Genomic DNA, 24,921 nt, shown 5'->3' with positions numbered 1-24,921 from the left:
AAATAGAATTTAAAGATAGAACAGAAATGAACGTAGGAGATGTTAACTACTACACCCATTCAAGCAAAACTAGATGTGTGTTTGTGGATAATAAAGAATTGCCGCTTATAAGCATTGATATTTGGTGCAAAGCAGGTTCTTCATTTGAGGATGTTAATAAAAACGGCACTGCTCATTTTCTAGAACATATGATTTTTAAAGGATCTAACAAAATAATGCCAGGCGAGTTTGACTATAAAATTGAATCACTAGGCGGATTAAGTAACGCTTCAACTGGTTATGATGATGTACATTACCATGTCTTAGTTCCTCCAAGTAACTTTAAAGAATCACTTGCTCTTTTGACAAATATTGTCATTGCTCCAGATTTTAATCCTGATGAGTTCATAAAGGAAAAAGGGGTAGTTATTGATGAAATAAAACAACAAAATGATCAGCCAGAAGAAAGACTATTTAATTATTTTTTGAAAAGGGTTTGGTTAAGTCCGAATTATGCCAATTCTATTCTCGGAACTGAACATAGTATTAAAAACTTGGAGATAAATGACCTTGTGAAATTTCATAGCAAACATTACACTGCCGAAAAAATTTGTATTGCAATTGCTGGGAATCTCTCTGAAGAAATTTATAAAATTTTAAAAAAAAGTGATCTATCTGGCATAAAAGAAAGTCCAAATTTAATAAATCTAAAAAACAAACCTCCTTTAAAAATTAGGAATGGTAGAGAGTCAATTAAGTTTGATAATTTAGAGTTTTCAAGAATATTTATGGCTTGGTTTATCCCAAACCTAAATGATCAAAAAAATATTATTGGACTTGAGATATTAGCATCAATACTCTCTGTTGGAAGAAACAGCAGATTAGTTAAAATTTTAAAAGAAGATAGTAATCTTGTTGAATCGGTGTATGGAGATGTAAATGCTGGAGAATTAGGAGGATTATTTATAATAGAAGCAAGTTGTGAGTCCAAAGATATTGATTTAGTAGAAAAACAAATTAATAAAACAATTGATGAGATCTCAAATTGTAAAACGTTGGCTATGGATGAAATAAAAAAAGCAATTAATATTGTGAAAAGTAATTATATTTTTAATTTAGAGACATCTACACAACTCTCTTCATTCTTTGGAAATGAACTTCTTTGGGGTAGAAAATCTTCAATAAATAATTTAGAGAGTCATTTAAAATATTGGAATGACTTGGATAACTTCAAAGAGATCACAGAATATATCCGTGGAGAGAAATTCACTTTAGTTGCATCCCCTAGTAAATGTTAAAAAGATATTTTTTAAATAATAAAAAAAGAAATTTTTCAACTGCTTCAATTTGGATTAAAGGCGGGAGTGATATGGATAGTATTGGCAAAAAAGGGATAAACAAGATCCTTTGTTCATTACTTACAAGAGGGTGTGAAGGTTTTAACAATTTTGCTCTATCTGAGTATATTGAGTCCTATGGAGCAGAATTAAATCAAGAAATATTTGAAGATGGTATTTCAATAAGTATTAAATCCCTAAATGAACATTTCAGCAAATTATTACCTTTATTAGACTTAATAATTAATAAGCCAATCCTCTCGGAAACTGAATTTATAAAAGTAAAAAAATCTTCTATTGATTACATTAAAAAAGATAAAGAGAATCCATTCAATATCTGTTTTGAAAAATGGAGAAAAATTGTTTACTCAAATCATCCTTATGCTTTCAACACAATTGGCAATGCTAATGATGTCTCAAAAATTACCTATGAAGATGTTTTGCTTGAGTTTAAAAATTTAAAAAATAGAGAAAAGTATTTAATTTCAAATAATTCCGAAATAAATGGAGAAAATTTTGAAACATTAGAAAAACAAATCTTAAAAGAAAAATCAGATCCTTTAAATCAAAATTTAAATACTACGAATAGATTTGATTGCGTTAATAATGATTCAAATCAGACAATAATAATGATGGGGGACCAAACTTGCTCGCGAGGAAGTAGTGAATATTTTCCTCTTAAGGTTTTGGAGTCATATTTATCTTATGGAATGAGCGCTGCTTTGTTTAAACTTTTTAGAGAAAAACATGGTATCACTTACGATTTAGGTGTTTATTATCCTATTAGGAGTGGAAATGCCCCATTTTTAATTTATTTATCCGTATCTAATCAGCAAGCACTTTTTGCTTTTGAACTTTTATCAACACTATGGAAAAATTTACTTTTAAATCCGTTGACTGATGCTGAAATATTTTTAGCAAAAGAAAAACTAAAAGGTTCTTTTCTATTAGGAAATCAATCATTAGATGAAATTTTACAGAGAAAGATACAGATAGTTAGTTATGGTATTTCACCAATTTCTGAGAACGATTTAAATGCAAAAATAGAGCAAATATCTTCGTTAGATATTTTTAAATCAACAAATAAGTATTTTTCAAAACCTTGTCTGAGTATTTCTGGAAATAAAAAAATATGTTTAGAAATTTCTAATAGGTGGAAGAAAAACTTTTAAGTTAGTTTTTCTCAATCTTATCAATATCTATTAAGAACGAACCTCTTCTAAACTTTACTTCAACAGTATCTGGAGATTTAATTGAAATGATTTCCCCTATTTCATCAATTGCCACTAGATCAGGTGGTCTTAACATCGGCATATTATCTGAAGTCTTCAAGTAAGAGACTGGCGCAATCAACTTAACCTTATCGTTGATCTCAAATTTCATATATAAATTAGATACATTAAAGAGTAGTATAAGCATAAAGTTAGAGAAAATATCAACGAAATGCACTGATTCATTCTAGAATCCTAGAATTGACTTTCTACAAATTAATGAATCAGAAATTTAAAACATTAATTTTATGGGCTTTACCTATACTTCTAGTAATAGCGCTTTCATACCAATTTTTATCTTCAAGTAATGTTGATTCACTTAAATCTAATGGGACTACTGTTGCACCAAGAAATTCAGCGGTAGCAAGAGTTAGTTACGGCAGATTTTTAGATTACATTAATTCAGGAAGGGTTACTTCAGTTGATATTTTTGAGGGAGGCAGAAATGCAGTTATAGAGACAATAGATTCGGATTTAGACAATAAAGTTCAAAGGTTACGTGTAGATCTTCCCGGCTTAACACCTGAACTTATAAATATTTTAAAAAATGAGGGGATCAGTTTTGATGTTCATCCAGTAAAAACAGCTCCTCCTGCATTAGGTATTTTAGGTAATTTACTCTTCCCGGCTATCTTAATTGGAGGTTTAATTTTGTTGGCGAGGAGGTCAAATGGTATGCCTGGAGGTCCCGGGCAAGCAATGCAGTTTGGAAAAACAAAGGCAAGATTTGCAATGGAAGCTGAAACAGGAGTTGTATTCGATGATGTTGCAGGCGTTAATGAAGCTAAACAGGATTTGCAAGAAGTTGTCACTTTTTTGAAAAAACCAGAAAAATTTACTTCTGTAGGTGCAAGGATTCCCAAAGGGGTTCTATTGGTAGGACCTCCTGGAACTGGTAAAACTCTTTTAGCTAAAGCAATTGCAGGTGAAGCTGGTGTGCCATTTTTCTCATTATCAGGGTCAGAATTTGTTGAAATGTTTGTAGGTGTTGGTGCTAGTAGAGTAAGAGACCTTTTCAAAAGAGCTAAAGAGAATAGTCCTTGTTTAATCTTTATTGATGAAATCGATGCTGTCGGTAGGCAAAGGGGCGCAGGAATTGGTGGAGGTAATGATGAGAGAGAACAAACTCTCAATCAATTACTTACTGAAATGGATGGTTTCGAAGGTAATAGTGGCATAATAATAATTGCAGCCACTAATAGGCCCGATGTTCTAGACTCAGCGTTAATGAGACCAGGCAGATTTGATAGGCAGGTAACAGTAGATGCACCTGATATAAAGGGTAGACTATCAATATTGGAGGTTCATGCTAGGAATAAGAAACTTCAAGAGGATTTAACGCTTGAAAGCATTGCGAGAAGAACTCCAGGGTTTACTGGAGCAGATTTAGCAAATTTATTAAATGAGGCTGCTATATTAACCGCCAGGAGAAGAAAAGATTCTATAAGTATCTCAGAAATTGATGACTCTGTAGATAGGATTGTCGCAGGAATGGAAGGTTCTCCATTAACAGATGGTAGAAGCAAGAGATTAATTGCTTATCATGAAGTTGGCCATGCTCTCATAGGTTCACTTGTTAAAGCCCATGATCCTGTTCAAAAAGTTACCGTAATTCCAAGAGGTCAGGCTAAAGGATTAACTTGGTTTACCCCAGACGATGAACAAACACTTGTTAGCAGGGCGCAATTAAAAGCCAGGATAATGGGTGCTTTAGGAGGAAGAGCTGCTGAAGATGTAGTTTTTGGAGAAGGTGAAATTACAACAGGAGCGGGAGGTGATTTCCAACAAGTCGCTTCAATGGCCCGCCAAATGGTTACTAGATTTGGAATGAGTAATTTAGGTCCTATAGCTTTAGAAAGTGGTAATCAAGAGGTATTTGTTGGTAGAGATTTAATGACTAGAAGTGAAGTTTCTGATTCAATCTCTAAACAAATCGATGAAAGTGTAAGAGTAATGGTCAAGGAATGTTACAAAGAAACTTACGATTTAGTAAGCAAAAATAGAGAAGCTATGGATAAGATAGTTGACCTATTAATCGAAAAAGAAACATTAGATGGTGATGAATTCGTAAGTATTCTCTCCAAATTTACTAAAATACCTGAGAAAGAGAGAACACCTCAATTATTAAACTAGACCTAAATAGGTTTCTTATTTAATACCAGATCAATTAAACCGTATTCAACTGCTTCGTTTGGGGACATATAAAAATCTCTATCAGTATCTTCTTTGATAGTGTCATAATCCTTTCCAGTTCTTTCTGACAATTCAGTATTAAGTCTCTCTTTTAAGAACAAAATTTCATCTGCTTGAATCCGTATATCACTAGCTTGTCCTCTAGCACCTCCAAGTGGTTGATGAATCATTATTCTTGAATGTTTAAGGCTGCTTCTTTTACCTTTAGTGCCTGCTGCAAGTAAAAATGCACCCATACTAGCTGCTAAGCCTACACATACTGTATGAATGTCAGGTTTAACATGTTGCATTGTGTCGAAGATACCCAATCCATCGTATACTGATCCGCCTGGTGAATTTATATACATATAAATATCCTTATCTGGATCCTCTGCTTCGAGGAACAATAATTGAGCAACAATTCTATTAGCAGTTTCGCTAGTAACTTGTTCTCCCAAAAAAATAATTCTCTCTCTTAATAATCTTGAATAAATATCAAAGACTCTTTCACTACCGCCGGATTCTTCTAATACTAAAGGGATCATAATAATATTTATCTGTTTATTAGATACTAACGATATTGAGTCAACATACGCTAACCTTATTAAGGTTTACATATAAAAAATTGAAAGAAAAATTGACTGTTTCAGATAGCAAAAAGTTATTTCATGAAAAATTCCCTTACGTCATTCCAGGTTTATATAAAAGAATAGTTGATGAAATGCTTGTCGAACTTAATCTTCTAAACCATCAAAATGAATTTACGGAAGATTATCTCTTTTGTGTAGGTCTCACCGAAACATTTAAAGAATTAATGAAAGGATATCAACCTGAAAAACACTTGGATCAACTTTTTGAAGCATTATGCAGTTCTTCAAATTTTGAAGCGAAGGAAATTAATGAAATTTCTCAAAAATCTCAAAAGGAATTCAAGAATAAAACATCTAACGATATTTTGAAATTATTAATAGAAAAAAGTAATTCTCAACTTTATCCTTCAAGGATTTTGAACTTAGCGATATATAAATTAATTTCAAAGGCCCAAGATCTTAAAGAGAAAGATGAATCAGAGACAAATAAGATGATTTCTGATATTTTTGAAAAATTAAACTTATCTTCTAATAAAGCAGAAAAAGATATTGGTATATATAAAAGCAGTATCTCAAAAATGGAACAAGCAAAAGAATTAATTGAAGAGCTCAGGACTAAAGATAAGAAAAAAGAACAAAAAGAATAATACCTATTTATTTAATCTTTTTTTGTCTTTCCAAGAGACATAGGATATATAAACTACAGCGAATGTTATACATATGAGTAAAACGAACGATGTTAGGATAAGAAATTTACTTATATAGACTTCATAAGTTAAAAATGGAATCATATATCAATGGAACCATCACCATTTCTTCCCCATACAACCATTGCAATTGAAAAAGTAAAAATTGCAGCCAATGCTGCCCAACCTATTTGAAAGATCATTAAATTTAAATCACTAGTATAAATATAACAGAACCTCATAATTTTTAATCTTTTTAAAACAAAGTTAATTTCTCAGAAACAAAATTTTCACAATAGAATAAAAATAAATCTAAATTGGGAAGGTTAGTTTTAAATCATAGTACAAATATAGAAGGTCTAATTCCAATCCTCCAGAAGCTAGCACTGGATATTAATATCAAGACAATAACTCCAGCTGTTATTTCAAGAGCTAGGGGGAAATCTTCCAAATTGATAATTAGATTGTCAGTGAAAACTATAAACGGATATAAAGCAATAGCAAGAAAGGGTAAAACAGCCCAAGAAGTTTTTATTTCAACAGACTTAAATAAAGATGAATTACAACAAATTATAGATATTTATAATAGATAGTAATTAAATTAAAGAGAATTAGAAAATAGTCAGGAACGAATAAATGAAATTGGCATTAAATTTTTCTATATTTATATTGTCCTTTTTTTTATTATGTAATGAATCATTCGCATTTACTGACTACCAAATAAAAAGGTTTTGCTCAAAGGGAAAAAGGGTATCTATTTGTATCAAAAATTTAGAAGAAAAAAGATCTGATCTCCAAAAAGGAAAGCCGATTGAAATACCAGTAAAACCTTACAAAAGGTAATTAGAAATTTAATTTAAATTTCAAATTCTGATTCGAAAAGATTAAAAGCATTTTTGTAGTTTGTGAGTAGTTCTTCTGAATTATCAGAAAATCCTTGTCGTTCATAATCTTCTTTTAATTCATCATATATGTAAACCACTTTTTTAAAAGCACTCATATATTCTTTTTGTATATCTTCATCATCGATATCATAGATTTTTGCCAATACTAATTCGACACTTTTTTTTGATGAATATATTTTTCTCTCAAACTCTTTATTTAACTTCCTTCTTTTTTTTGCCATTTAAAATTTTAAATACAGATTAACAATACTCAAATTCATAGATAAATTAAATTAAAACTTATAAAATAAAAATATAGTTTCCAAATCAAAATAAAACCTCTACATTCCAAATAAATCATTCGATGATATGAGTAAAAAAGAAACAACTAATTCTAAAGAGGTTAGAGACCAAAACTATGACGCCAAGAAAATGAATACTTCCGAAAACTTAAGGAAAAAGAACCTTAAAGATCTTCCTTGGTGGGTAGAGTTTTTATTCGTTCAAATAGGCTTACCAGATAAATTACTAATAAAAATATTAAAAGCAAAAAAAACATCTAAACAATTTATTAAGAATGAAAAAAAATTAATAATAATTTTTTTGTTTGTAATTACCACATTGGCATATTTTTATCCAGTTATTAAACATTCAAAAAACAAATTAGATTGTGAAGCGATTGCTAAAAATTATATTATTAAAAATAAAAATATAATCGGAATTAATAATAAGGAACTAAAAATGATATCTACAAATTTTTGTAATGGTGGCGAAGAAATCTATGAAATAGAAAACTTAAATAATTAAATTTTGAATTATTCTCTATTAATAAGCATCTTAATATTATGATATTAACTTTAAGTTTAATAAAGTTAAAATTTTACTCCTATGACTGATATAAAACAAAAGAAAGAAAACGTAAAAATGCATTTAAAAGATTTGAGGCAAAACTTAAAGAAAATGCATTTAGAAGTTACGGAAGAATTGATATTACCGAAGCCAGGCGATGTTAAAGACTTGATGAATAAAATGGATAAACTATTAAAATTAATAGAATCAAAATAAACTATAATTTAAATCATTTAGAATTATCAAAAATTAAAAAAATGAAAATAGTAAAACAATTTCCACTGATAATTCTAATTGCAATTTTCTTAATTTCTTGCAGGACATCAACTAATAAAGATTATCCCAGAAATAATTCGGGAAAAAATATTGACGATAATGCTAAACCAGAAAAGAAAAGAATGGAAATAAAGTTTTCTTGTGGAGAGGATGGTATTAACGACTATTTAGATGATGGATGGAATATTTTAAAAGAAGATTCCCAAGAAAAAATTTGCACATGGAAATCTGTTCCTGCCACAAAAGATTGTAATATGGAAAAAGATAAAGGATGTAAAATAACAAAACCTGATAAAATAGGTGAAGAGAAAATTTATTTATTGGAAAAATAAATTTAATATATGACTCCAAAATCAGATCACTTAGTTGATTTAATTTTTAAGAAATTAAACACCTATAAGAATAAAAAAATATTTTTAGAAAAAGAAAGTTTGAATAAGTTTATTCTTTCACTTTTTAAAGAAAATTGAATGCAGGACTTACTTAACTTTACTGCTATAGTTAAATAAATTTTTTAATTCATAAAGATATGAATAGTTTTTCTTCATTAACTATTATTCTGTCAATAATTTTTATAGTAAGTCTTTACTTTTTATTTAGGGTTACTTCTAGTGCAAAGAATTAGAAAATATTTTTAAATCATTCTTAGATGATCGGATCATCTCTTAATAGTAAGACTGTATGCTTATTTAAACCATCATTGAACCATTCCTTGTATTCTTCTATCACGCACTTTTTGTCAGAATTATCTAGCAGACTAATTCTTTTTTTTGCATTATCTAAGGCCAACTTAATACAGAATTTAAAATCCTTTGAGTTTCCTTTCATAAGTTTTAGATAAATCTTAGTAAAAATAATTTCTTTTTATGTAATGAAAATTACAATAATAAACGTTGATTTAATAAGAGTATCAAGCAATACGGAAGAATTTCTAATATATTTGGGATAATTTGATTTTATAAAAATCCCATGTCATACGAAGCAGGCAGTAAAGAATGTAGACATTTAATTGAAGCCAAAGAAAGCCTTCTTTCAACATTAGATGCGTTAAGTAATATACATTCCACCGATCTAATACAAATCCAAATTAAAGAAATTTACAATAAATTAGAACAGATGCACGATAATAGAAAAAAAATTGAATCAGCTACAAATTATCTTTAAATATATTATTTTTCAAAATTGGCTTTTTATCTTGGTTACTCTTTTTTCTGATAATAAATCCAATAAAGCATCAAGCTGTGCGAGTACCTCCTTTGCTTCATTAAGATCAGGTAACAAATCTTCTTTGATAAGCATTTGATGCATCTCTCTAAGCTCTAACCTTATATATCTAAGGTGAGAACATACCTCCTCTCTCTTAGTTGCACTCATATTTCCTTTATATTCTTATCATTATACAATATGGTCTTTTTGACTCCCATATCATTTTTGTTAAATTGAAAAATTATTTCAAACTCAATAACATATCAAAATCTTCTAAAGTCGCTTTGTAGTAATATATCCTTCATGAAAAAGAAAAAATCAAAAAAAAATCAAACTAATTCAAGTTTTAAAGATCAAAAATTAGGTCAAACAAAAAATTCTGCAAAATTAGTTCTTTTTGTTTTTGGGATAGGTCCAATTATTGGCATAATAATATTTTTATACAGTAAGGGATTTTTTAATGCACCAACTATTTAAATTCTGAATAATTAAGATTAATTAAAAAAATTTATTTTTATAAAATTTAAAAATAATTATTGAAATTTTTTTAATGAAAATATCCTAAATTCTGCCATTTTTCTAGCATTTTCTGGATTAGATATTAGAAAAGGGTGGTCTGATAAAAGTTCAAATACCTTATCTATCTTTAAACGTATATCCTCACAGTCGATATTTTCCCATGCCTCATCAAATGACATTGCAAAGCTATCAGCATTATCATAAAGTTTATTTTTCATAATATTTAGAATTTAAATTAAGAAAAATTCAGAAATCCGACCCAATCTGAAAGAGTAATTAGAAGAAGCATACAAAACTATGCTTAGGACTATTTGAGAAATAACTTTGTAAGAGTGTTCTTTAAAATTATACTTTAATCCTATTATTTAAATTTACACATAATTGCTCTTAATCAAAATATGATTTAATTTGACAGAAGTGTTACAATATTGACATATGTAAAGACTTATGGAAAATAAAGTTAAAAGAATAGGGTATCTCCCTAGGAAAAGAGTACTTGAAATTATTGATGAAATATCCAAAAGCGAATCTATAAGTAGATCTAAGGTAGTTGGAATATTAGTTGAGGAAGCATTAGATGCGAGAGGAATTGCGAATTTTGGATATAGTAATATTAGTAAGTCAAATATATACAAGTCGGATAATTTTAAAGGTCTCCAAAGTGAGAATGCCCACCTAAAAGATGCTGAAGACGAATTTGTTGATGATAGTGGTTACACAGTTTCATCTCAGAAAACTTTAGACCGCTCAATATCTTCCGCAGATATTGAATTAGCGAATAAAATAAATATTCTTAAGGAATCAGGATTAATATGACTTTTATTGAGTAATTATTTTATTTTTTAATGCATATTATTGGATCATTGTTTATTCTTAGTCAAGAATAATATTCTTTTTACATAATTCGAATATTAAATCATTTCAAATATCAATCTTATAATTAAAAAATGAAAGATATTAAATGTCCTTCATGCGGCAAAACTTTCCGAATTGATCCAAGCAGCTTTGAAGAAATTCTTCTTCAAATAAAAGACGAAGAATTCAATAAACAAATAAAAGAAAGACTTATTTTGGCTGAAGAAGATAATAAAAAAGCTTTAGAAATTTTAAAACGTGAGTTAAAAATACAGTTAATTGAACAAAATCGCATTAAAGAGTCTGAGATACAAACTCTTGAATCTAAATTAAAAATAGCTGAAGAAAAGAAAATAAATGCTCTTAATGATTTAAAAAATCAAGCAACAAATAAAATCAATTCATTGAATAATGAATTAGTCAAGTTAAAGGATGAAATTAAAAACCAGTATTTAATTTCAGAATTATCTTTAAAAACCAAAGTCAGTGAAGCTGTTACTAATTTAGAAAAAGAGAACTCATCACTAACAAATTCCATTGAAAAAATGAGGCTTGAACATTCAATTAATGAAAAATTAATAGAAGAAAAGTTTAAAAGCAAAATCAGTGAAAGGGACCTGACTATTCAGGAGTTAAGAGAAATGAAATCTAGATTATCTACAAAGATGGTAGGAGAAACCTTAGAAATCCATTGCGAAACACAATTTAATCTGAATCGTGCCTCTGCTTTTAAAAACTCATATTTCGAAAAGGATAATGATGTCACTTCTGGAAGTAAAGGTGACTATATATTTAGAGAATTTGATGAAAATAAAACTGAAGTCGTATCCATAATGTTTGAGATGAAGAATGAAAGTTTAAATGGAACTAATAAAAGAAAAAACGAAGATTTTTTAAAGGAATTAGATAAAGATAGAAGACAAAAATCTTGTGAATATGCAGTACTCGTATCGCTTCTAGAACCAGATAGTGAACTTTATAATTCAGGCATAGTAGATGTTTCTCATAGATTCCCAAAAATGTATGTCATAAGACCGCAATTTTTCTTGCCCATTATTTCTCTTTTAAGAAATGCATCTATGGAAACCTTAAAGTACAAATCACAAATTGATTTAATGAAACGTGAGAATTTTGATATAACTAATTTTGAAAGTACCCTTGAGCAATTCAAAAATGCAGTTGGTAAAAATGTTTCACTTGCCCAAGATAGATTTAATGATGCAATTTCAGAAATTGATAAATCAATAACACATTTACAAAAAACTAAGGAAGCTTTAGTTCTCTCAAAAAAACATCTTTTATCCGCTGACAGCAAATCTCAAGACCTGACAGTAAAGAAATTAACTAGAAATAATCCAACCATGAAGAAGAAGTTTAATGATTTAAATAATTTTGAAGATGAAGTAGCCTAATAAAAAAAAGTTTTTAAAATTAATAATAATTAAAAATATATTTAATTTCTAAATTATAAATATACTATAAATAATAAATTTCATAGTAAAGAAAATAATGTCTATCAACACTCCTATTTTCAGTATTGCCAAAGATCTTAATGTCGAAAGTAATAGAATATTATTAGCCTGCAAGAAACTTGGAATCAATGCAAAAGGTGCAACAAAAAGATTAAATAAAGAAGAATTAGAAAAAATAAAAAGTTATTTTGAAACGGGCAAAAATGTTTCAGATGAAGTGATCAATTTAAATAAAGTTAAAACTAATAGTAGTTCTAAAAAAATTGTAGAAAAGGTAAAGATAAAATATTTTGCTAACAGACTTATTCGTAAATCTTAAATAAAAATAATTTTTTTAATTACTTAAAGGAATAAGCCACAGAAGAAAAAAATAATAATTTATCATAAGTAAAAATACTTAAAATGAGCATAAGCAAAATTTTAAATTCTCTTGAAAAATCCTGGGAAAGAGATGATATTCTTTTAAATATAAAGAAGGGCTTAGGGACAGATGAGATAGTTAATGAATTTCTTATGAAAAACGAAAGACAAATTAAAGAATTAAATTCTTTATTAAGGCCAGAAGATATTGAATTATTAAATCAAGTAGAAAAACTCTCAACTTGCGAATCTAAATTAATAAATGAGATTAAAAATTTAAATTACTTAGAAAATAATGAAAATCATCACATTATGAATAAAAAAAAGATATTGCCATCTAATAGAGTTTCTTTCAACAAAATTAGTTCATTCATGATTAATTGGAGTAATAAATTTGTATTTATTTCTTTACTAACAATTTCAGCTATAGCTTTATCAAAACAAGCATGGGCATAATTAGCTAAATTAACTTCATTGTAAGAGATGTAGTTTTGAGAACTAAACAAGAATATTTAATTAGATATAAAGATGGAAATCTTTATTGTGAACTTGCTGATATTTGGATTGATCCAAGCATGCCAGTAAAAAAGGCCTTAATAACTCATGCTCATTTTGATCATTTTACATTTGGCTGTGAAGAATACATTTCTACAAAGGAAACTGCGATACTTCTTAAAGAAAGAGTTGGAGATAATATCAAAATTAAGACTTTTGAATATGGAGAAGAATTTAAGATAAATGGTATTAATATTTCTTTTCATCCATCCGGTCACATCCTTGGATCTAGTCAAATAAGGTTTATTTTTGCTGAAGAAAAATGGCTAATTTCAGGTGACTTTAAGCTTCAAAAAGATCAGACTTGCAAACAATATGAAATAGTAAAAACTGATTATTTAATAAGCGAATGTACTTTTGGTTTGCCAATATTTAAGTGGGATGAATCAAATAAAATAGCAAATGACATTTCAAAATGGATAACTAATTCACCAGAAAAAACTTCTTTACTTTTCTGTTATTCACTTGGAAAAGCTCAGAGATTGTTAAACGAAATTAGTCAAACAAATTTTAATGGCAATATTTATTCCCATGTCAGTATTCACAAAATGAACAATAGTTATAGGGAACTTGGAATTGATATTAGAGATACTATAAAAATTGAAAATAAAAAAAAGATAGATGAACTTAAAGGAAGTCTAATATTATTACCGCCATCTTTAAGTAAGGGTTCTTATTTAAAAAATTTCAAAAACATTCAAACAGCTTTCGCGAGTGGATGGATGTCAATAAGAGCTCTAAGAAAAAGATCAGGATATGATAAAGGATTCGCAATCTCTGATCATGCGGATTGGGATGGAATTCTGGAAGTAGTAAAAAAGTCTGAAGCAAAAAATGTATTTTTTCATCATGGAGATAGTGAAGCCTTAAGTAAATATTTAGTTGAAAAGGAATCAATAAATGTCCTTTTATTCGGTAAATAAATATGAGCTTAAAAAATTTTTCAGAATTATTTGGCGATCTAGATTCAATTAACAGTACAAATAATAAAATTGAAGTTTTAAAGAATTATTTTTTATCTAATGATCCAATAGATAATTCATGGGCAATATATTTACTAACTGGGAAAAGTAACAAGAGATTTATTAGTGGAAGATATTTAAAAAATCTTTTTTCTCAAATATATGAATATCCTCAATGGTTAATTGATACATGTTATTTAAAAGTTGGTGATTCTGCTGAGGTAATAACGTTATTACTTAAAAATAAAACTAATTCTAGAAAAAAGAAATTATCAAATATAAGTCTCAATGAATTACTAAGCGAAACAATACCTGAATTATCAAAACTTAATGATGAGGAGAAAAATTTAGAAATTAAAAATCTATGGGAAACATTACCTGAAGATAACCATCTAATTTTTAATAAAATTCTTACAGGAACTTTTAGAGTAGGAGTCTCTATCGGATTAATCACAAAATCAATATCAAAACTAAATAATATTGAGGAAGAGATTATTTCCCATAGGTTGATGGGTGATTTTAAACCTTCAATTGATTCATATGAATTTTTAATTAACAAGAATATCAATCTTCAAGAGTTAAATTCCAAACCATTTCCATTTCTTCTAGCAAATACTATTGAAGATAAAATCTTCAAAAATTCAATAAATGATTTTCAATTTGAATGGAAATACGACGGTATAAGGATGCAATTAATTAAAAGATCAGGCAATGTTTCGTTATGGACAAGAGGGCAAGAATTAGTAAATGAATCTTTTCCAGAATTAGTAGAGAAAATGTCACATATAAAAGATGATTTTGTTCTTGATGGGGAATTATTAGTTTGGAATTTTAAAGAACAAATTGCCTTTGATTTTTCTTTACTTCAAAAAAGAATAAATAGAAAGTCTCCTACTAGATCAATCCAAATAAAATATCCAATTATTTTTATTGCTTATGATCTTTTAGAGATTAATGGGAGAGATATAAGAGAAATTAAATTAGAAAATAGAAGAATTGAGTTAGAAAAATATTTTTCAAAATGGCAAATTAAAACTGAGAATAACATCTCCGATATTTTCAAAATATGTGATTTAATCTTTCCTAAAGATTGGCCTGATGCTTTAACTTATAAAGAAAAATCTCGAGAAAATAATACTGAAGGATTAATAATTAAGAAAAAGACTTCTATATACTCATCTGGTAGAAAGAAAGGTATTTGGTGGAAATATAAAGTTGATCCTATGCAACTGGATGCTGTTCTAATTTACGCTAAGGGCGGTAGCGGTAGAAGAGCTGGTCTGTATACAGATTACAGTTTTGCATTATGGAAAGACAAAGAATTAATTAAATTTGCAAGTGCATATTCTGGTTTAACGAATATTGAGATTAAAGAGCTAGATAAATGGATAAGAAAAAATACAATAGAAAAATTTGGTCCTGTTCGATCTTTAAAACCAGAAATGGTATTCGAAATATCTTTTGAGAAAATACAAATTTCTAAACGTCATAAGTCAGGCATAGCAGTAAGATTTCCAAGAATAACAAAATGGAGAAAAGATAAAAAAATTAATGATGCAGATAGCCTAGATAATGCTTATGAACTAATGAAAAAAATATCATGAAAAATATTACGAAAAATAATACGCAAAATAATTTAATTTCTAAAATAAAACATTTTTTCTCCACAAATGGATGGGAGCCACTACCCTATCAGATCGAATCTTGGGAAGCATTTTTAAATGGAGAGAGTGGAATAATACAAGTTCCTACGGGATGCGGCAAAACTTATGCTGCATTAATGGGACCTCTATCAAAGATAGAAGATCCCAAAAATAATAAAAGTGTGAATATATTATTAATAACCCCTTTAAAAGCACTAAGTAGAGATCTAAAAAATTCCATACAATTAGCAGCTTTGCATTTTAATAAAGAAATCAATGTTGAAATTAGGAACGGGGATACAACCCCATATGAAAAGAAAAAACAATTAGCTAAACCACCTAATATTCTTATTACCACTCCAGAATCTTTATCTCTTTTACTTTCTAATAAAGAATCTAATAATCTGTTCAAGGAGTTGTCTTCAATAATTATTGATGAATGGCATGAATTGATGGGTAGTAAAAGAGGAAACCAGTGCGAATTATGTTTAAGTTGGCTAAGAGGTAATATAAAAAATTTACAAATTTGGGCAATGTCTGCAACTATTGGAAATATTGAAGAAGCAGCAAGAGCAATAGTTGGGATGAGCGCTATTAAACCCAAAATTATAAGTACAAATATTCAAAAAGAGATCGAAATTATAAGTGTTTTACCAGAGGAGGAAACTACCTTTCCATGGAGTGGGCATCTTGGGATTAGAAGTCATTCTTCATTATTAAAAATCCTAGATAAAAATAAAAGCACCTTATTATTCACTAATACGAGAAATCAATCTGAAAGATGGTATCAATGTCTTAAATTTTTTCTCCCAGAGATGGAAGACAAAATTGCACTTCATCACGGCTCCCTCGATAAAGAAGATAGAAAAAGAGTTGAAGAAGGGGTTAAAGACGGATTAATAAAATGGGTAGTCTGCACCAGCTCTTTAGATTTGGGAGTTGACTTCCAACCTGTAGATCAAATAGTTCAAATTGGTAGTGCAAAGAATTTAGCTAGGCTTATTCAAAGAGCTGGAAGAAGTGCTCATAGACCAGGTGGAAAATCAAAAATAATTTTTATGCCTACTAATTCTTTAGAGTTATTAGAGATTAGTGCAATGAGAAGAATAATAAAAAGTGGTATATCTGAGGAAATCAGACTTCCTGAATTATCTTATGATGTGCTTCTACAACATCTAATAAGTTTGGCATGTGGAAATGGCTTTGATCCGAAAATTGAGAAAGAAAGAATTAAAAATTGCTGGAGTTATAGAAACTTAAAAGATCAAGATTGGAATTGGTGTCTTGACTTTTTAGAATATGGAGGAAAATGTCTTAAAGCATACCCAAAATATAAAAAGATAGTTAAAGAAGAATCACAAAATAATAATGAAAACTTTAAATATTTTGTAAAAGACAACTCTTTAATAAGAATGCATAAGTTCAATATTGGGACAATTACAAGTGATAAATTTGTGAATGTCAAATATATGAAAGGTAAATCTCTAGGTAATTTAGAGGAAAATTTTGCTTCAAAATTAAATCCTGGGGATACATTTTACTTTGCTGGCAAAATGCTTCAATTTGTAAGAATAAGAGATATGATTTTATACGTTAAAAAATCAACAAAAAAAAGTTCTCTAATTCCTGCATGGGTTGGAGGTCAAATGGCAATTTCTGATCTACTTTGTGAGAGTTTGAGAAAAGAAATAGATATATGCAATGAACTAGAAAATTATGATTGCTTAAATCCTGAACTAAATTCATTACGCCCAATATTGAAGAAACAAAAAGTTCTTTCAAATATTCCAAAGAAAGATGAATTCCTTATAGAGATATATAAAACCAAGGATTTATCAAATCTTTTTGTTTTTACACTTGATGGCAAATTTGTAAATGAAGGAATTGCATTTTTATGGGCTTTGAGATTAGCAAAATTAAAACAATCTACATTTAGTATTACTGCTAATGATTTTGGATTCAGCTTAACTACTGCAGAAGATTATGATTTTTCCATAATAAAAAAAGAAGCTGATTACTTTTTGAATAACAAAAAATTAGAAGAAGATCTAGAAAATGCAATTAATTTTTCAGAATTAAAAAAACGTAGATTTAAAAATATTGCTCAAATAAGTGGACTAGTAAATCAAAATAATCCAACCAAAACAAAAACTTCTTCCCAACTTCAAATAAGTTCAAGTCTTTTCTACGATGTCTTTACTAAATATGAAGAAGACCATCTTTTGATAAAACAATCGCATCAAGAAGTTAAAGAATATCAATTAGAAAATAAAAGAATATCTAGATCATTAGAAAGATTAAAAAATTTAAAAATGCTACTAAACGAGATAAAAACTCCAACTCCTTTTGCTTTCCCTTTACTAGTTGAAAGACTTAAAAATACTTTAAGCAATGAGCCAATAGAAAAAAGAGTAGAAAAACTTATAAAAAAATATAGTAATTAAATGAAAAAAAGTTCTTTTAAATTTTGTTGGGAAGATACATTGTTAGAGATGCTTCCTTCAAGAGCGTTATTTCTACCCGAAACAAAAGAGTTGTTAATATGCGATATTCATCTTGGGAAAGCTGAGTATTTTCAGCAAAATGGTATACCTCTTACTAATAATTCAGATAAAAACAATTTTGCAAGAATAAAAAAAATAGTAAAAAAATATAGTCCTGAAAAGTTAATAATATTAGGAGATTTATTCCACAGTAAATATTCAATAGATAAAACTCTTCAAAAAAAAGTTGAGGATCTTCCTGAACTACTAAAAACTAACGTTGAACTAGTCCTAGGAAATCACGATGTAGGTTGTGATATTAAAAATATAAAAATTTTTGATATTAGAAAAACTAAAAATATTACTTTTAGCCATGAACCAGTTGATTTTGGCGATAATAAATCATTGAATATTTGTGGACATTATCATCCAAAAATCTACTTAAAAAGCAATGGAGATAAATTATCTTTCAGGTGTTTTGCAATGGATAAGAAAAAAAATACTTTATTTTTACCTGCATTTGGAGACTTAACAGGAGGATATCCCTGCAAAAAGTCATTTAAAAAATGGGCAATTGTTTCTGAAGAAGAAATTATCGAAATGAAATCTTAAGGAAAATCCTATTAAAGTGACTTAAATTTTTCATTTAGATATACAAATTTATACTTAAAAGTCTCGTTTATTTTATTTATCTATTATTTTGAACCTATTAATAAATTTCTACTAGTAGAAATTGATAAAAAATTTTTTACAGCTAATGACCCTTTCCTTAGCAGACAATCCACGTTATAAAAAAAATAAACACATTTTATAGAAATGAAAAAATTAATAGCCTTGATTTTATTTCCATTTCTTATAATTCCATTTGCGGCAAAAGCAAATGATAATTTTTCTGTTGAGATAGAGGCACTTACACTTGTAATGGAGCAATATAAGGAAGATACTGAATCAAGCATTGAATTAGATATAGAAGACAAAACGCCAAGTTACATGGCTCTCAAACAAGACGAATGTAATGCAACTGTTGAAGTTACAGAAAAAACAGGTTTAGAGGTTGTAAATACAGAATCTTTTGATGTAAACGTATGCTTGAAAGAAATCTATAAAGTAATCAACTAAATAAGCAGGTTATAAAAATATAATAAAAACAAACAAATTAAAGAGGTCTTTTACTTAAAGAAGGTAAGACCTCGAGACCTAACAGAAAACTTTGGAACGGGTTCTGCATAACCAATTAATAACTTCGATGGAATTGTATAGGTGTAATTAAAAGTACAAAACCAAAAATTATTTTTTAAATAATTATTTCTTCTTTGATAATGTTTGTGATTCTTCTCTAGACATTAAAGCCTCGATTTGAGCAAGAACTTTTTGAAGTTCATCCGTCTTTGTAAGAGATGCTTCTGCTACTTCTCTTAATTTTTCTAACTGTTCTTTAGTTTTATCCATGATAAATAAATTAGAAATTAACCACTCTTAAAAATGGTTTTAATACAGATTTTTCACTCCCACACAGGTTCATATTCTCTCTTTTTTTTATAAAGTCAAATAAATTTCCATTTATAAAGGTTTTATGAGGACTTCCAATTAATTCTTTATTTATTATTGAAAGCATAAGATTACCTAAAATAGTAATACTCTTAAATTATGAAGTAAATACAGGCAATCCTATTGTTGCAGTAGTTATGAGAGCTCCTGCGAAAATCAAGAAAGGTAGAAAAGGGTAGTTTTTCAAAGATAAACTTACTAATTCGAAATAACTATATAGGTATTTATACTGTTTGTCTACCCTTTATCAGTTTTAAAGCTAAAAATCTTTCTTTTAACAGTAAAAAATTAACATCAGCCAAATTTACCTGATATGTATTCCTGAGTGGTTTTTTCTTTTGGAGAGTTAAAAATTTTCTTTGTCGAATTAAATTCTGCAAGGTAACCAACCTTTCCTCCATCACCATCTTCATATTCAATAGCATTAAAAAATGCAGTCATATCACTAACTCTTAATGCCTGTTGCATATTATGAGTAACGATTATTATTGTGTAATTCTTCTTAAGTTCATGCATAGTCTCTTCTATTTTCAAGGTAGAGATTGGATCTAAAGCTGAACAAGGCTCATCCATGAGAATTATTTCAGGCTCAATTGCGATGGTTCGAGCAATACATAATCTTTGTTGTTGTCCACCAGATAAAGAGTAACCACTATCATTTAATTTATCCTTACATTCATCCCATAAAGCAGCCTTTTTTAGTGAACTTTCGACTAATTCATCCATATCTCCTGTAAAGCCATTAATTCTTGCTCCAAATGCGATATTTTCGTAGATAGATTTCGGGAAAGGATTAGGCTGTTGAAAAACCATTCCTATTCTTCTTCTTACTTCAACTGGATCTACTCTTTTGTCGTAAATATTAGTTCCATCAAAAATGACTGTTCCTTTTAACGAACAATTAGGAATTAGATCGTTCATCCTATTTAAAGATCTAAGAACAGTTGATTTGCCACAACCAGAAGGACCAATAAGAGATGTTATGTTGCTTTTTTTAAAGTTACAAAAAACATTTCTTACTGCTTCAAAAGTTCCATAACTAATAGAGACATTCTCTAGAGATAAAATGATATTCTTTGGTATTTTTTTATTAGTTTTAATCATTTATACTCTCTTGGTTTTCTCAGTAAAAGCGGCCAAAATCCTTGAAAATATATTTACTGATAGTATCGACAAAACAAGAATAAAGGAAGCTGCCCAGGCTAATTTATTCTGCGCATCGTATGGTTCTAGAGCAAAATTGTATATCAATACAGCCAAAGAACCCATCTCATAAAACAAGTCTCCAAAGCCTGTTATGTAGTAGTAAGAGAATAAAGCCGTAAATATCAAAGGTGCTGTTTCACCTGCAGCTCTCGCGATTCCAAGTACAACGCCAGTAGCAATAGACCTAAAGGCAGAGGGCAAAGTAACTTTCAATATAGTTGTATACATACTTGCTCCAACTCCAAGAGAAGCATATCTCAACTCATTAGGCACAAGCTTTAAACCTTCGTCAGTTGTTTTTATCACAGTGGGCAACATCAATATTGAAAGCGCCATTCCTCCCGCCAAGCCACTGTACATACTTCCAAACAAGATCTTTGTAGAAACAATTAAGGCATAAATAAATACACCGGCAATAATTGAAGGGACTCCAGCTAAAACATTTACCCCAAATCTTATAAACCTAGAAAAAGCACCACCTTTAGAGTATTCAGCTAGATATATTCCACCTCCAACACCTACTGGTATCGCAATAATTGAAGCAATGGTAGTTATTATTAATGTCCCAATCAATGCAGGATTAATACCTCCTGCATCTAAATCATCTCCAGGAGGATTTGGCTCTAGAGTAAATAATTCTGGTGTAATTTGTGATCCACCTTTAATAAGAATATAAGTTACCAAAAAAATCAAAGGAAGTATTGCTATCAATGCACAAATTACTGATAAAGAAGTAAAGAATTTATCTCCTATATTTCTTGATAATCTTTTCTGGTAATAAAGTGAATTCATAATTATCTAATATTTGAGACTGAATTTCTTAACAAGCCACTGTGCAAAGATATTTACCACTAACGACAGGATCATCAACACAAAAGCCGCATAAAATAGTGATGAAACCTGACTTCCATCAGCCTCACCAAACTGGTTTGCAAGCATGGAGGAAATGGTATATCCGGGAGATAAGAGAGACCAACTAAATGCATTGGAATTGCCAATAATCATTGTCACAGCCATAGTTTCTCCCATGGCCCTGCCTAAAGCTAATAGAACACCTGCCATAATTCCTGATAATGCTGCTGGCAAAATCACTGAAAATATTGTTTTCCATCTACTAGCTCCAATTCCATAGGCTGCATTTCTTAACTTTTTAGGAACTTGATTAAGAGAATCTCTAGCTATCGCAGTCACTATTGGCAAAAGCATCACGACTAAAATCAATATTGCTAACAAGGAATTCCTGCCTGTAGGTTCTGTACTAAATAAAGGTATCCAACCAAAGAAATTATGTAAAAAGACAAAAAATGCTCTAAAAAAGGGTTCCATCACAAATATTGCCCAAAGTCCCAATACAACTGATGGTATAGCCGCTAGTAATTCAACAAAGGAGCCTATTATTTCTCTAACAACTTTAGGTACAAAGTCTTCGGTAATAAATATTGCAGTTCCAACTCCCAAAGGGATAGTTATTAGTAACGAAAGAAATGAGGTAACTAATGTGCCATAAATTGCAGTAAAAGCTCCGTATTCATCTTTTACTGGATTCCATTCAGAGGTTACTAAAAACTTCAAGCCATACCTTGAAAAGGATTCAAATGACTGAAAAAAAACTACTAAAATAATTCCTAAAAGTATTATTGCTACGAAACTAGACAAGACTAGGGCAGTATTCTTGAAGATAATATCTATATTTTTTTCGATACCGAATCTTTTACGATTCTTGAAAAGAGTTAATTTCTCTTCCATTAAAAAAAGAATATCTCTATAAATCTACTACTAAATGCTGTAAAAGACTTTAAGAGCCGTTAAAGGTATATGAAAGTCATGATAATTTGACATGGTTTGATAAATTTATCTACCTATTTTTTTAACGGCGGCTCTTGATTTATTTAAAATTTCTCCTTTCAAGGGAACAAAACCTAAGGCAGAAGCTTTATCTTGGTATTCATCACTGAGCAATTTATAGAATGTATCTTGAATTGCATTAGTATTCCTACCATTACCTTTTTCATAAGCGAGTATCCAAGTTAAGGTTGCTATTGGATAAGCTCCTTTAGCGGTAGGGTTTGGATTTTTACCCGCCAAGTTCTTATCAAGATTTATTCCGTTTAAAGCTATTGCTCCTGCTTCAGTATTCGGAGTAACGAATTCGCCAGAAAGATTTTGTAAAGCTGCAGCTCTTACCTTCCCTTTTATATATGATTGATTGACATAACCAATTGCTCCGGGAGTATTTTGTATAACACCTGCAACACCAGAATTTCCTTTTGCTCCAACTCCCGAAGGCCATTTAACAGATTTACCAGTACCTAAATTCCAGGTTTTAGAAAAAGCTTCCATAGAATTAGTAAAAGCTTTAGTCGTGCCTGAACCGTCGGAACGATGCGTCCAAGTTAATTTTCCTGATTTACATCCTAATTCCTTCCAATCTTTTATCATTCCCATTGCTACTTGAACAGCCTGCTCTTGAGTTAGTTTTAAATCGCAATCATAGTTATATCCAAACGCAATTGTTCCGCCTACCATCGGTATTTGAACAAGTCCTCTTTTAACTTTCTCTATATCAGAATCTTTCATAGGATCATCTGATGCACCAAAATTTACAGTTTCATCTATAAAGGCTTTTCTGCCAGACCCAGAACCTACTGCTTGATAATTAACTCTAGGGCCTCCATCTTTAGCTAAGTCAAAAAACCACCTGGTATAAATTTTCGAAGGAAATGATGCACCAGCTCCACTCAATCTTTTTGAAGCCATTGCAGATGGAGAAAGTATTAATGAAATTGCAGAAGAGAAAATCAGGGTTTTTTTGAAAATGCCCACTATGTAATGAGAACTAAGTTTGTTATGTACAAAGATAATTTACAGCCATTAAGAAATTAAAAAATTGAAAGATTTATATATCAAATTATTTTGATATGTCTATTTTAATAACTCTACTGCTACTACAAGATTACCCAACAAACCGTTCAAAATATTTAGTTGTTCTTTACTACCAAATGCTATTAATACCTGACCTGGTTGAAGTATGAAATTACCGCCAGGGTTAGTAAATAATTTTTCGTTCTCTTTTATAGCCAAAATTTTTGCCCCGCTTTTTTTACCTATTCCAAGTTCAGAAAGTGATCTTTTCTCTGCTGTTTCAAAAAGACTAATATCATTACTTAATTCAAATTCCTCAATCTCACATTCACTTCCTGCTAGAAGATCTAGAAAGTCAATTGCGATAGGTCTTAAAGCCATTGATGCCATTGCTCTTCCTGCAGCAATATAAGGGCTTACAACTATACTTGCCCCAGCTAATCTCAACTTACTTGCAGCTTCTTCAGTTCCAGCTCTTGCAATTACTCTTATAGAACTTCTTATCCCTTTAGCGCTTAAAACTACATATAAATTAGCAGCATCATTAGGTAAAGTTACGACCAAACTTTTGCATTTTTCTAATCCTGCCAGTTTTAAAGTCTCATCAAGAGTCGCATCAGCACAAAGAACTTCTAAACCATTTTCTTCAGCAATCTTTTTTCTATCTTCATCGCTCTCAACCACAATAATTGGAATATTTTGCGTCTTTATTTGGTTAGATATTTCCTGACCTACCCTCCCATATCCGCACAAAATTACATGATTTTCCATTTTTCTAAGAAGTCTTTTAAAACGTAATTCGTTTACTCTTTGAAAATAGCCGGATTCGAATAATCTAACAGCTTTTTGAAAGGTAAATTGAATAAAGATCAATCCGCCAACGATTACTAAAACAGTTACTATCCTGCCTTCAGGACTTAAAGGTTGAACTTCTCCAAAACCAATAGTGGTTATTGTGATTAGAACCATCCATAAGCAATCACTCCATTCCCATCCTTCTGTTATTCGATAGCCAATTGCACCTAAAAAAAACAGAAAGAATAAAGAATAAATAAGACCAAACCAAGGTCTTAAATAGTCTTTAATAAAATAGAACTCAAATAATCTAAGCTTCATAACCCTTATTATCGTTAACTATTCAAAAATTTCAAAAAAATTTTCTATTATGTTCCTAAAACTATTTATTTGATTAAGTGAAATACATAT

32 protein-coding genes are annotated in these 24,921 nt (G+C 29.5%); 19 read left to right on the top strand and 13 right to left on the bottom strand.

What is annotated here, in order from left to right; genetic code table 11:
- Positions 1–26: 26 nt before the first annotated feature.
- Positions 27–1,277, top strand: coding sequence for a M16 family metallopeptidase (locus HA152_RS04050; RefSeq protein ID WP_209133809.1), 1,251 nt, complete (start codon positions 27–29; stop codon positions 1,275–1,277).
- The gene (locus HA152_RS04045; RefSeq protein WP_209133807.1) at positions 1,271–2,488 is read left to right on the top strand and encodes a M16 family metallopeptidase; all 1,218 of its coding nucleotides are present in this window, start codon (positions 1,271–1,273) and stop codon (positions 2,486–2,488) included. Before HA152_RS04050 ends, HA152_RS04045 begins: the two co-directional genes overlap by 7 nt.
- 1 nt (position 2,489) lies before the next feature.
- On the opposite strand, the gene HA152_RS04040 is transcribed toward HA152_RS04045, so the two are convergent.
- Positions 2,490–2,699 carry an NAD(P)H dehydrogenase assembly family protein gene (locus tag HA152_RS04040; RefSeq protein WP_025938222.1) on the bottom strand — a complete coding sequence of 70 codons (210 nt, stop codon included), beginning with the start codon at positions 2,697–2,699 and terminating at the stop codon, positions 2,490–2,492.
- 107 nt (positions 2,700–2,806) lie between these two features.
- Here HA152_RS04040 and ftsH point away from each other — a divergent pair, with 107 nt between their 5' ends.
- The gene (ftsH, locus tag HA152_RS04035; RefSeq protein WP_209133805.1) at positions 2,807–4,720 is read left to right on the top strand and encodes an ATP-dependent zinc metalloprotease FtsH; all 1,914 of its coding nucleotides are present in this window, start codon (positions 2,807–2,809) and stop codon (positions 4,718–4,720) included.
- A 2-nt stretch (positions 4,721–4,722) separates the two neighbouring features.
- Here the strand turns inward: ftsH and clpP are convergent, their stop codons facing one another.
- Complete coding sequence (gene clpP / locus HA152_RS04030; protein ID WP_308789021.1) at positions 4,723–5,307, bottom strand: ATP-dependent Clp endopeptidase proteolytic subunit ClpP; 585 nt, start codon at positions 5,305–5,307, stop codon at positions 4,723–4,725.
- Between the two features lie 32 nt (positions 5,308–5,339).
- Between clpP and psb29 the strand changes: the two genes are divergently transcribed.
- Positions 5,340–5,996, top strand: coding sequence for a photosystem II biogenesis protein Psp29 (gene psb29 / locus HA152_RS04025; RefSeq protein WP_209133801.1), 657 nt, complete (start codon positions 5,340–5,342; stop codon positions 5,994–5,996).
- A 140-nt stretch (positions 5,997–6,136) separates the two neighbouring features.
- Here psb29 and petN read toward each other — a convergent pair whose 3' ends face one another.
- Positions 6,137–6,238 (bottom strand): cytochrome b6-f complex subunit PetN, encoded by a 102-nt coding sequence (gene petN / locus HA152_RS04020; protein WP_011376303.1) that lies wholly within the window; start codon positions 6,236–6,238, stop codon positions 6,137–6,139.
- 114 nt (positions 6,239–6,352) lie between these two features.
- Here petN and HA152_RS04015 point away from each other — a divergent pair, with 114 nt between their 5' ends.
- The gene (locus tag HA152_RS04015) at positions 6,353–6,628 is read left to right on the top strand and encodes a DUF2103 domain-containing protein (RefSeq protein ID WP_209133799.1); all 276 of its coding nucleotides are present in this window, start codon (positions 6,353–6,355) and stop codon (positions 6,626–6,628) included.
- A gap of 263 nt (positions 6,629–6,891) precedes the next feature.
- Here the strand turns inward: HA152_RS04015 and HA152_RS04010 are convergent, their stop codons facing one another.
- Positions 6,892–7,161 carry a hypothetical protein gene (locus HA152_RS04010; RefSeq protein WP_209133797.1) on the bottom strand — a complete coding sequence of 90 codons (270 nt, stop codon included), beginning with the start codon at positions 7,159–7,161 and terminating at the stop codon, positions 6,892–6,894.
- A 127-nt stretch (positions 7,162–7,288) separates the two neighbouring features.
- Between HA152_RS04010 and HA152_RS04005 the strand changes: the two genes are divergently transcribed.
- The 3 genes from HA152_RS04005 to HA152_RS03995 all read left to right on the top strand — a co-directional run bounded on the left by HA152_RS04005 (position 7,289) and on the right by HA152_RS03995 (position 8,376).
- On the top strand, positions 7,289–7,726 hold the full coding sequence (locus tag HA152_RS04005) for a hypothetical protein (RefSeq protein WP_209133795.1): 438 nt from the start codon (positions 7,289–7,291) through the stop codon (positions 7,724–7,726).
- 81 nt (positions 7,727–7,807) lie between these two features.
- Positions 7,808–7,984: a hypothetical protein gene (locus HA152_RS04000; protein WP_198936888.1), complete on the top strand. Its 177-nt coding sequence runs from the start codon at positions 7,808–7,810 to the stop codon at positions 7,982–7,984.
- A gap of 41 nt (positions 7,985–8,025) precedes the next feature.
- Entirely contained in the window at positions 8,026–8,376 is a 351-nt protein-coding gene (locus HA152_RS03995) for an alpha-2-macroglobulin (RefSeq protein ID WP_209133793.1), read from the top strand.
- Positions 8,377–8,689: 313 nt separating this feature from the next.
- Here the strand turns inward: HA152_RS03995 and HA152_RS03990 are convergent, their stop codons facing one another.
- Positions 8,690–8,872 (bottom strand): hypothetical protein, encoded by a 183-nt coding sequence (locus HA152_RS03990; protein WP_209133786.1) that lies wholly within the window; start codon positions 8,870–8,872, stop codon positions 8,690–8,692.
- A 141-nt stretch (positions 8,873–9,013) separates the two neighbouring features.
- On the opposite strand from HA152_RS03990, the gene HA152_RS03985 reads away from it, so the two are divergent.
- On the top strand, positions 9,014–9,208 hold the full coding sequence (locus HA152_RS03985) for a hypothetical protein (protein ID WP_011818239.1): 195 nt from the start codon (positions 9,014–9,016) through the stop codon (positions 9,206–9,208).
- Between the two features lie 12 nt (positions 9,209–9,220).
- Here HA152_RS03985 and HA152_RS03980 read toward each other — a convergent pair whose 3' ends face one another.
- Positions 9,221–9,418, bottom strand: coding sequence for a hypothetical protein (locus tag HA152_RS03980; RefSeq protein WP_032518729.1), 198 nt, complete (start codon positions 9,416–9,418; stop codon positions 9,221–9,223).
- A gap of 135 nt (positions 9,419–9,553) precedes the next feature.
- Here HA152_RS03980 and HA152_RS03975 point away from each other — a divergent pair, with 135 nt between their 5' ends.
- Positions 9,554–9,727, top strand: a complete 174-nt coding sequence (locus HA152_RS03975) for a hypothetical protein (protein WP_209133778.1) — start codon at positions 9,554–9,556, stop codon at positions 9,725–9,727.
- A gap of 56 nt (positions 9,728–9,783) precedes the next feature.
- Here the strand turns inward: HA152_RS03975 and HA152_RS03970 are convergent, their stop codons facing one another.
- The gene (locus HA152_RS03970) at positions 9,784–9,987 is read right to left on the bottom strand and encodes a hypothetical protein (RefSeq protein WP_209133777.1); all 204 of its coding nucleotides are present in this window, start codon (positions 9,985–9,987) and stop codon (positions 9,784–9,786) included.
- A 229-nt stretch (positions 9,988–10,216) separates the two neighbouring features.
- Between HA152_RS03970 and HA152_RS03965 the strand changes: the two genes are divergently transcribed.
- From HA152_RS03965 to HA152_RS03925, 9 genes are all read left to right on the top strand, one after another.
- A complete protein-coding gene (locus HA152_RS03965) occupies positions 10,217–10,585 on the top strand; it encodes a CopG family transcriptional regulator (RefSeq protein ID WP_209133775.1) in 369 nt (122 codons plus the stop codon).
- Positions 10,586–10,716: 131 nt separating this feature from the next.
- On the top strand, positions 10,717–12,036 hold the full coding sequence (locus tag HA152_RS03960) for a DUF2130 domain-containing protein (protein ID WP_209133772.1): 1,320 nt from the start codon (positions 10,717–10,719) through the stop codon (positions 12,034–12,036).
- 97 nt (positions 12,037–12,133) lie between these two features.
- Positions 12,134–12,415, top strand: coding sequence for a translation initiation factor IF-2 N-terminal domain-containing protein (locus tag HA152_RS03955; RefSeq protein WP_209133770.1), 282 nt, complete (start codon positions 12,134–12,136; stop codon positions 12,413–12,415).
- Positions 12,416–12,498: 83 nt separating this feature from the next.
- Positions 12,499–12,912 carry a competence protein ComC gene (locus HA152_RS03950; RefSeq protein ID WP_209133762.1) on the top strand — a complete coding sequence of 138 codons (414 nt, stop codon included), beginning with the start codon at positions 12,499–12,501 and terminating at the stop codon, positions 12,910–12,912.
- A gap of 35 nt (positions 12,913–12,947) precedes the next feature.
- Positions 12,948–13,934: a ligase-associated DNA damage response exonuclease gene (locus tag HA152_RS03945; protein WP_209133760.1), complete on the top strand. Its 987-nt coding sequence runs from the start codon at positions 12,948–12,950 to the stop codon at positions 13,932–13,934.
- A 2-nt stretch (positions 13,935–13,936) separates the two neighbouring features.
- Positions 13,937–15,577 carry an ATP-dependent DNA ligase gene (locus tag HA152_RS03940; RefSeq protein WP_209133757.1) on the top strand — a complete coding sequence of 547 codons (1,641 nt, stop codon included), beginning with the start codon at positions 13,937–13,939 and terminating at the stop codon, positions 15,575–15,577.
- Positions 15,574–18,060: a ligase-associated DNA damage response DEXH box helicase gene (locus HA152_RS03935; protein WP_209133755.1), complete on the top strand. Its 2,487-nt coding sequence runs from the start codon at positions 15,574–15,576 to the stop codon at positions 18,058–18,060. The genes HA152_RS03940 and HA152_RS03935 overlap by 4 nt, the downstream gene beginning before the upstream one ends.
- Positions 18,061–18,711: a ligase-associated DNA damage response endonuclease PdeM gene (gene pdeM / locus HA152_RS03930; protein WP_209133752.1), complete on the top strand. Its 651-nt coding sequence runs from the start codon at positions 18,061–18,063 to the stop codon at positions 18,709–18,711.
- A gap of 204 nt (positions 18,712–18,915) precedes the next feature.
- Complete coding sequence (locus HA152_RS03925) at positions 18,916–19,218, top strand: hypothetical protein (protein ID WP_209133749.1); 303 nt, start codon at positions 18,916–18,918, stop codon at positions 19,216–19,218.
- A gap of 183 nt (positions 19,219–19,401) precedes the next feature.
- Here the strand turns inward: HA152_RS03925 and HA152_RS03920 are convergent, their stop codons facing one another.
- The 6 genes from HA152_RS03920 to HA152_RS03895 form a co-directional block, all read right to left on the bottom strand.
- Positions 19,402–19,548 carry a hypothetical protein gene (locus tag HA152_RS03920; RefSeq protein WP_002808068.1) on the bottom strand — a complete coding sequence of 49 codons (147 nt, stop codon included), beginning with the start codon at positions 19,546–19,548 and terminating at the stop codon, positions 19,402–19,404.
- 393 nt (positions 19,549–19,941) lie between these two features.
- A complete protein-coding gene (gene pstB / locus HA152_RS03915; protein WP_209133747.1) occupies positions 19,942–20,751 on the bottom strand; it encodes a phosphate ABC transporter ATP-binding protein PstB in 810 nt (269 codons plus the stop codon).
- On the bottom strand, positions 20,752–21,645 hold the full coding sequence (gene pstA, locus HA152_RS03910; protein ID WP_025952644.1) for a phosphate ABC transporter permease PstA: 894 nt from the start codon (positions 21,643–21,645) through the stop codon (positions 20,752–20,754). It abuts the gene before it with no gap.
- Positions 21,646–21,651: 6 nt separating this feature from the next.
- Positions 21,652–22,599: a phosphate ABC transporter permease subunit PstC gene (gene pstC / locus HA152_RS03905; RefSeq protein WP_075537642.1), complete on the bottom strand. Its 948-nt coding sequence runs from the start codon at positions 22,597–22,599 to the stop codon at positions 21,652–21,654.
- A 105-nt stretch (positions 22,600–22,704) separates the two neighbouring features.
- Entirely contained in the window at positions 22,705–23,676 is a 972-nt protein-coding gene (gene pstS, locus HA152_RS03900; RefSeq protein WP_209133744.1) for a phosphate ABC transporter substrate-binding protein PstS, read from the bottom strand.
- 99 nt (positions 23,677–23,775) lie between these two features.
- Complete coding sequence (locus HA152_RS03895) at positions 23,776–24,831, bottom strand: potassium channel family protein (RefSeq protein ID WP_011376270.1); 1,056 nt, start codon at positions 24,829–24,831, stop codon at positions 23,776–23,778.
- Positions 24,832–24,921: the final 90 nt, after the last annotated feature.

Source organism: Prochlorococcus marinus XMU1412, assembly GCF_017696315.1.
Taxonomy (GTDB): domain Bacteria; phylum Cyanobacteriota; class Cyanobacteriia; order PCC-6307; family Cyanobiaceae; genus Prochlorococcus_A; species Prochlorococcus_A marinus_AF.
Note: the sequence above shows the minus strand (reverse complement) of the source record. Positions and strands in the feature narration are given on the sequence as shown.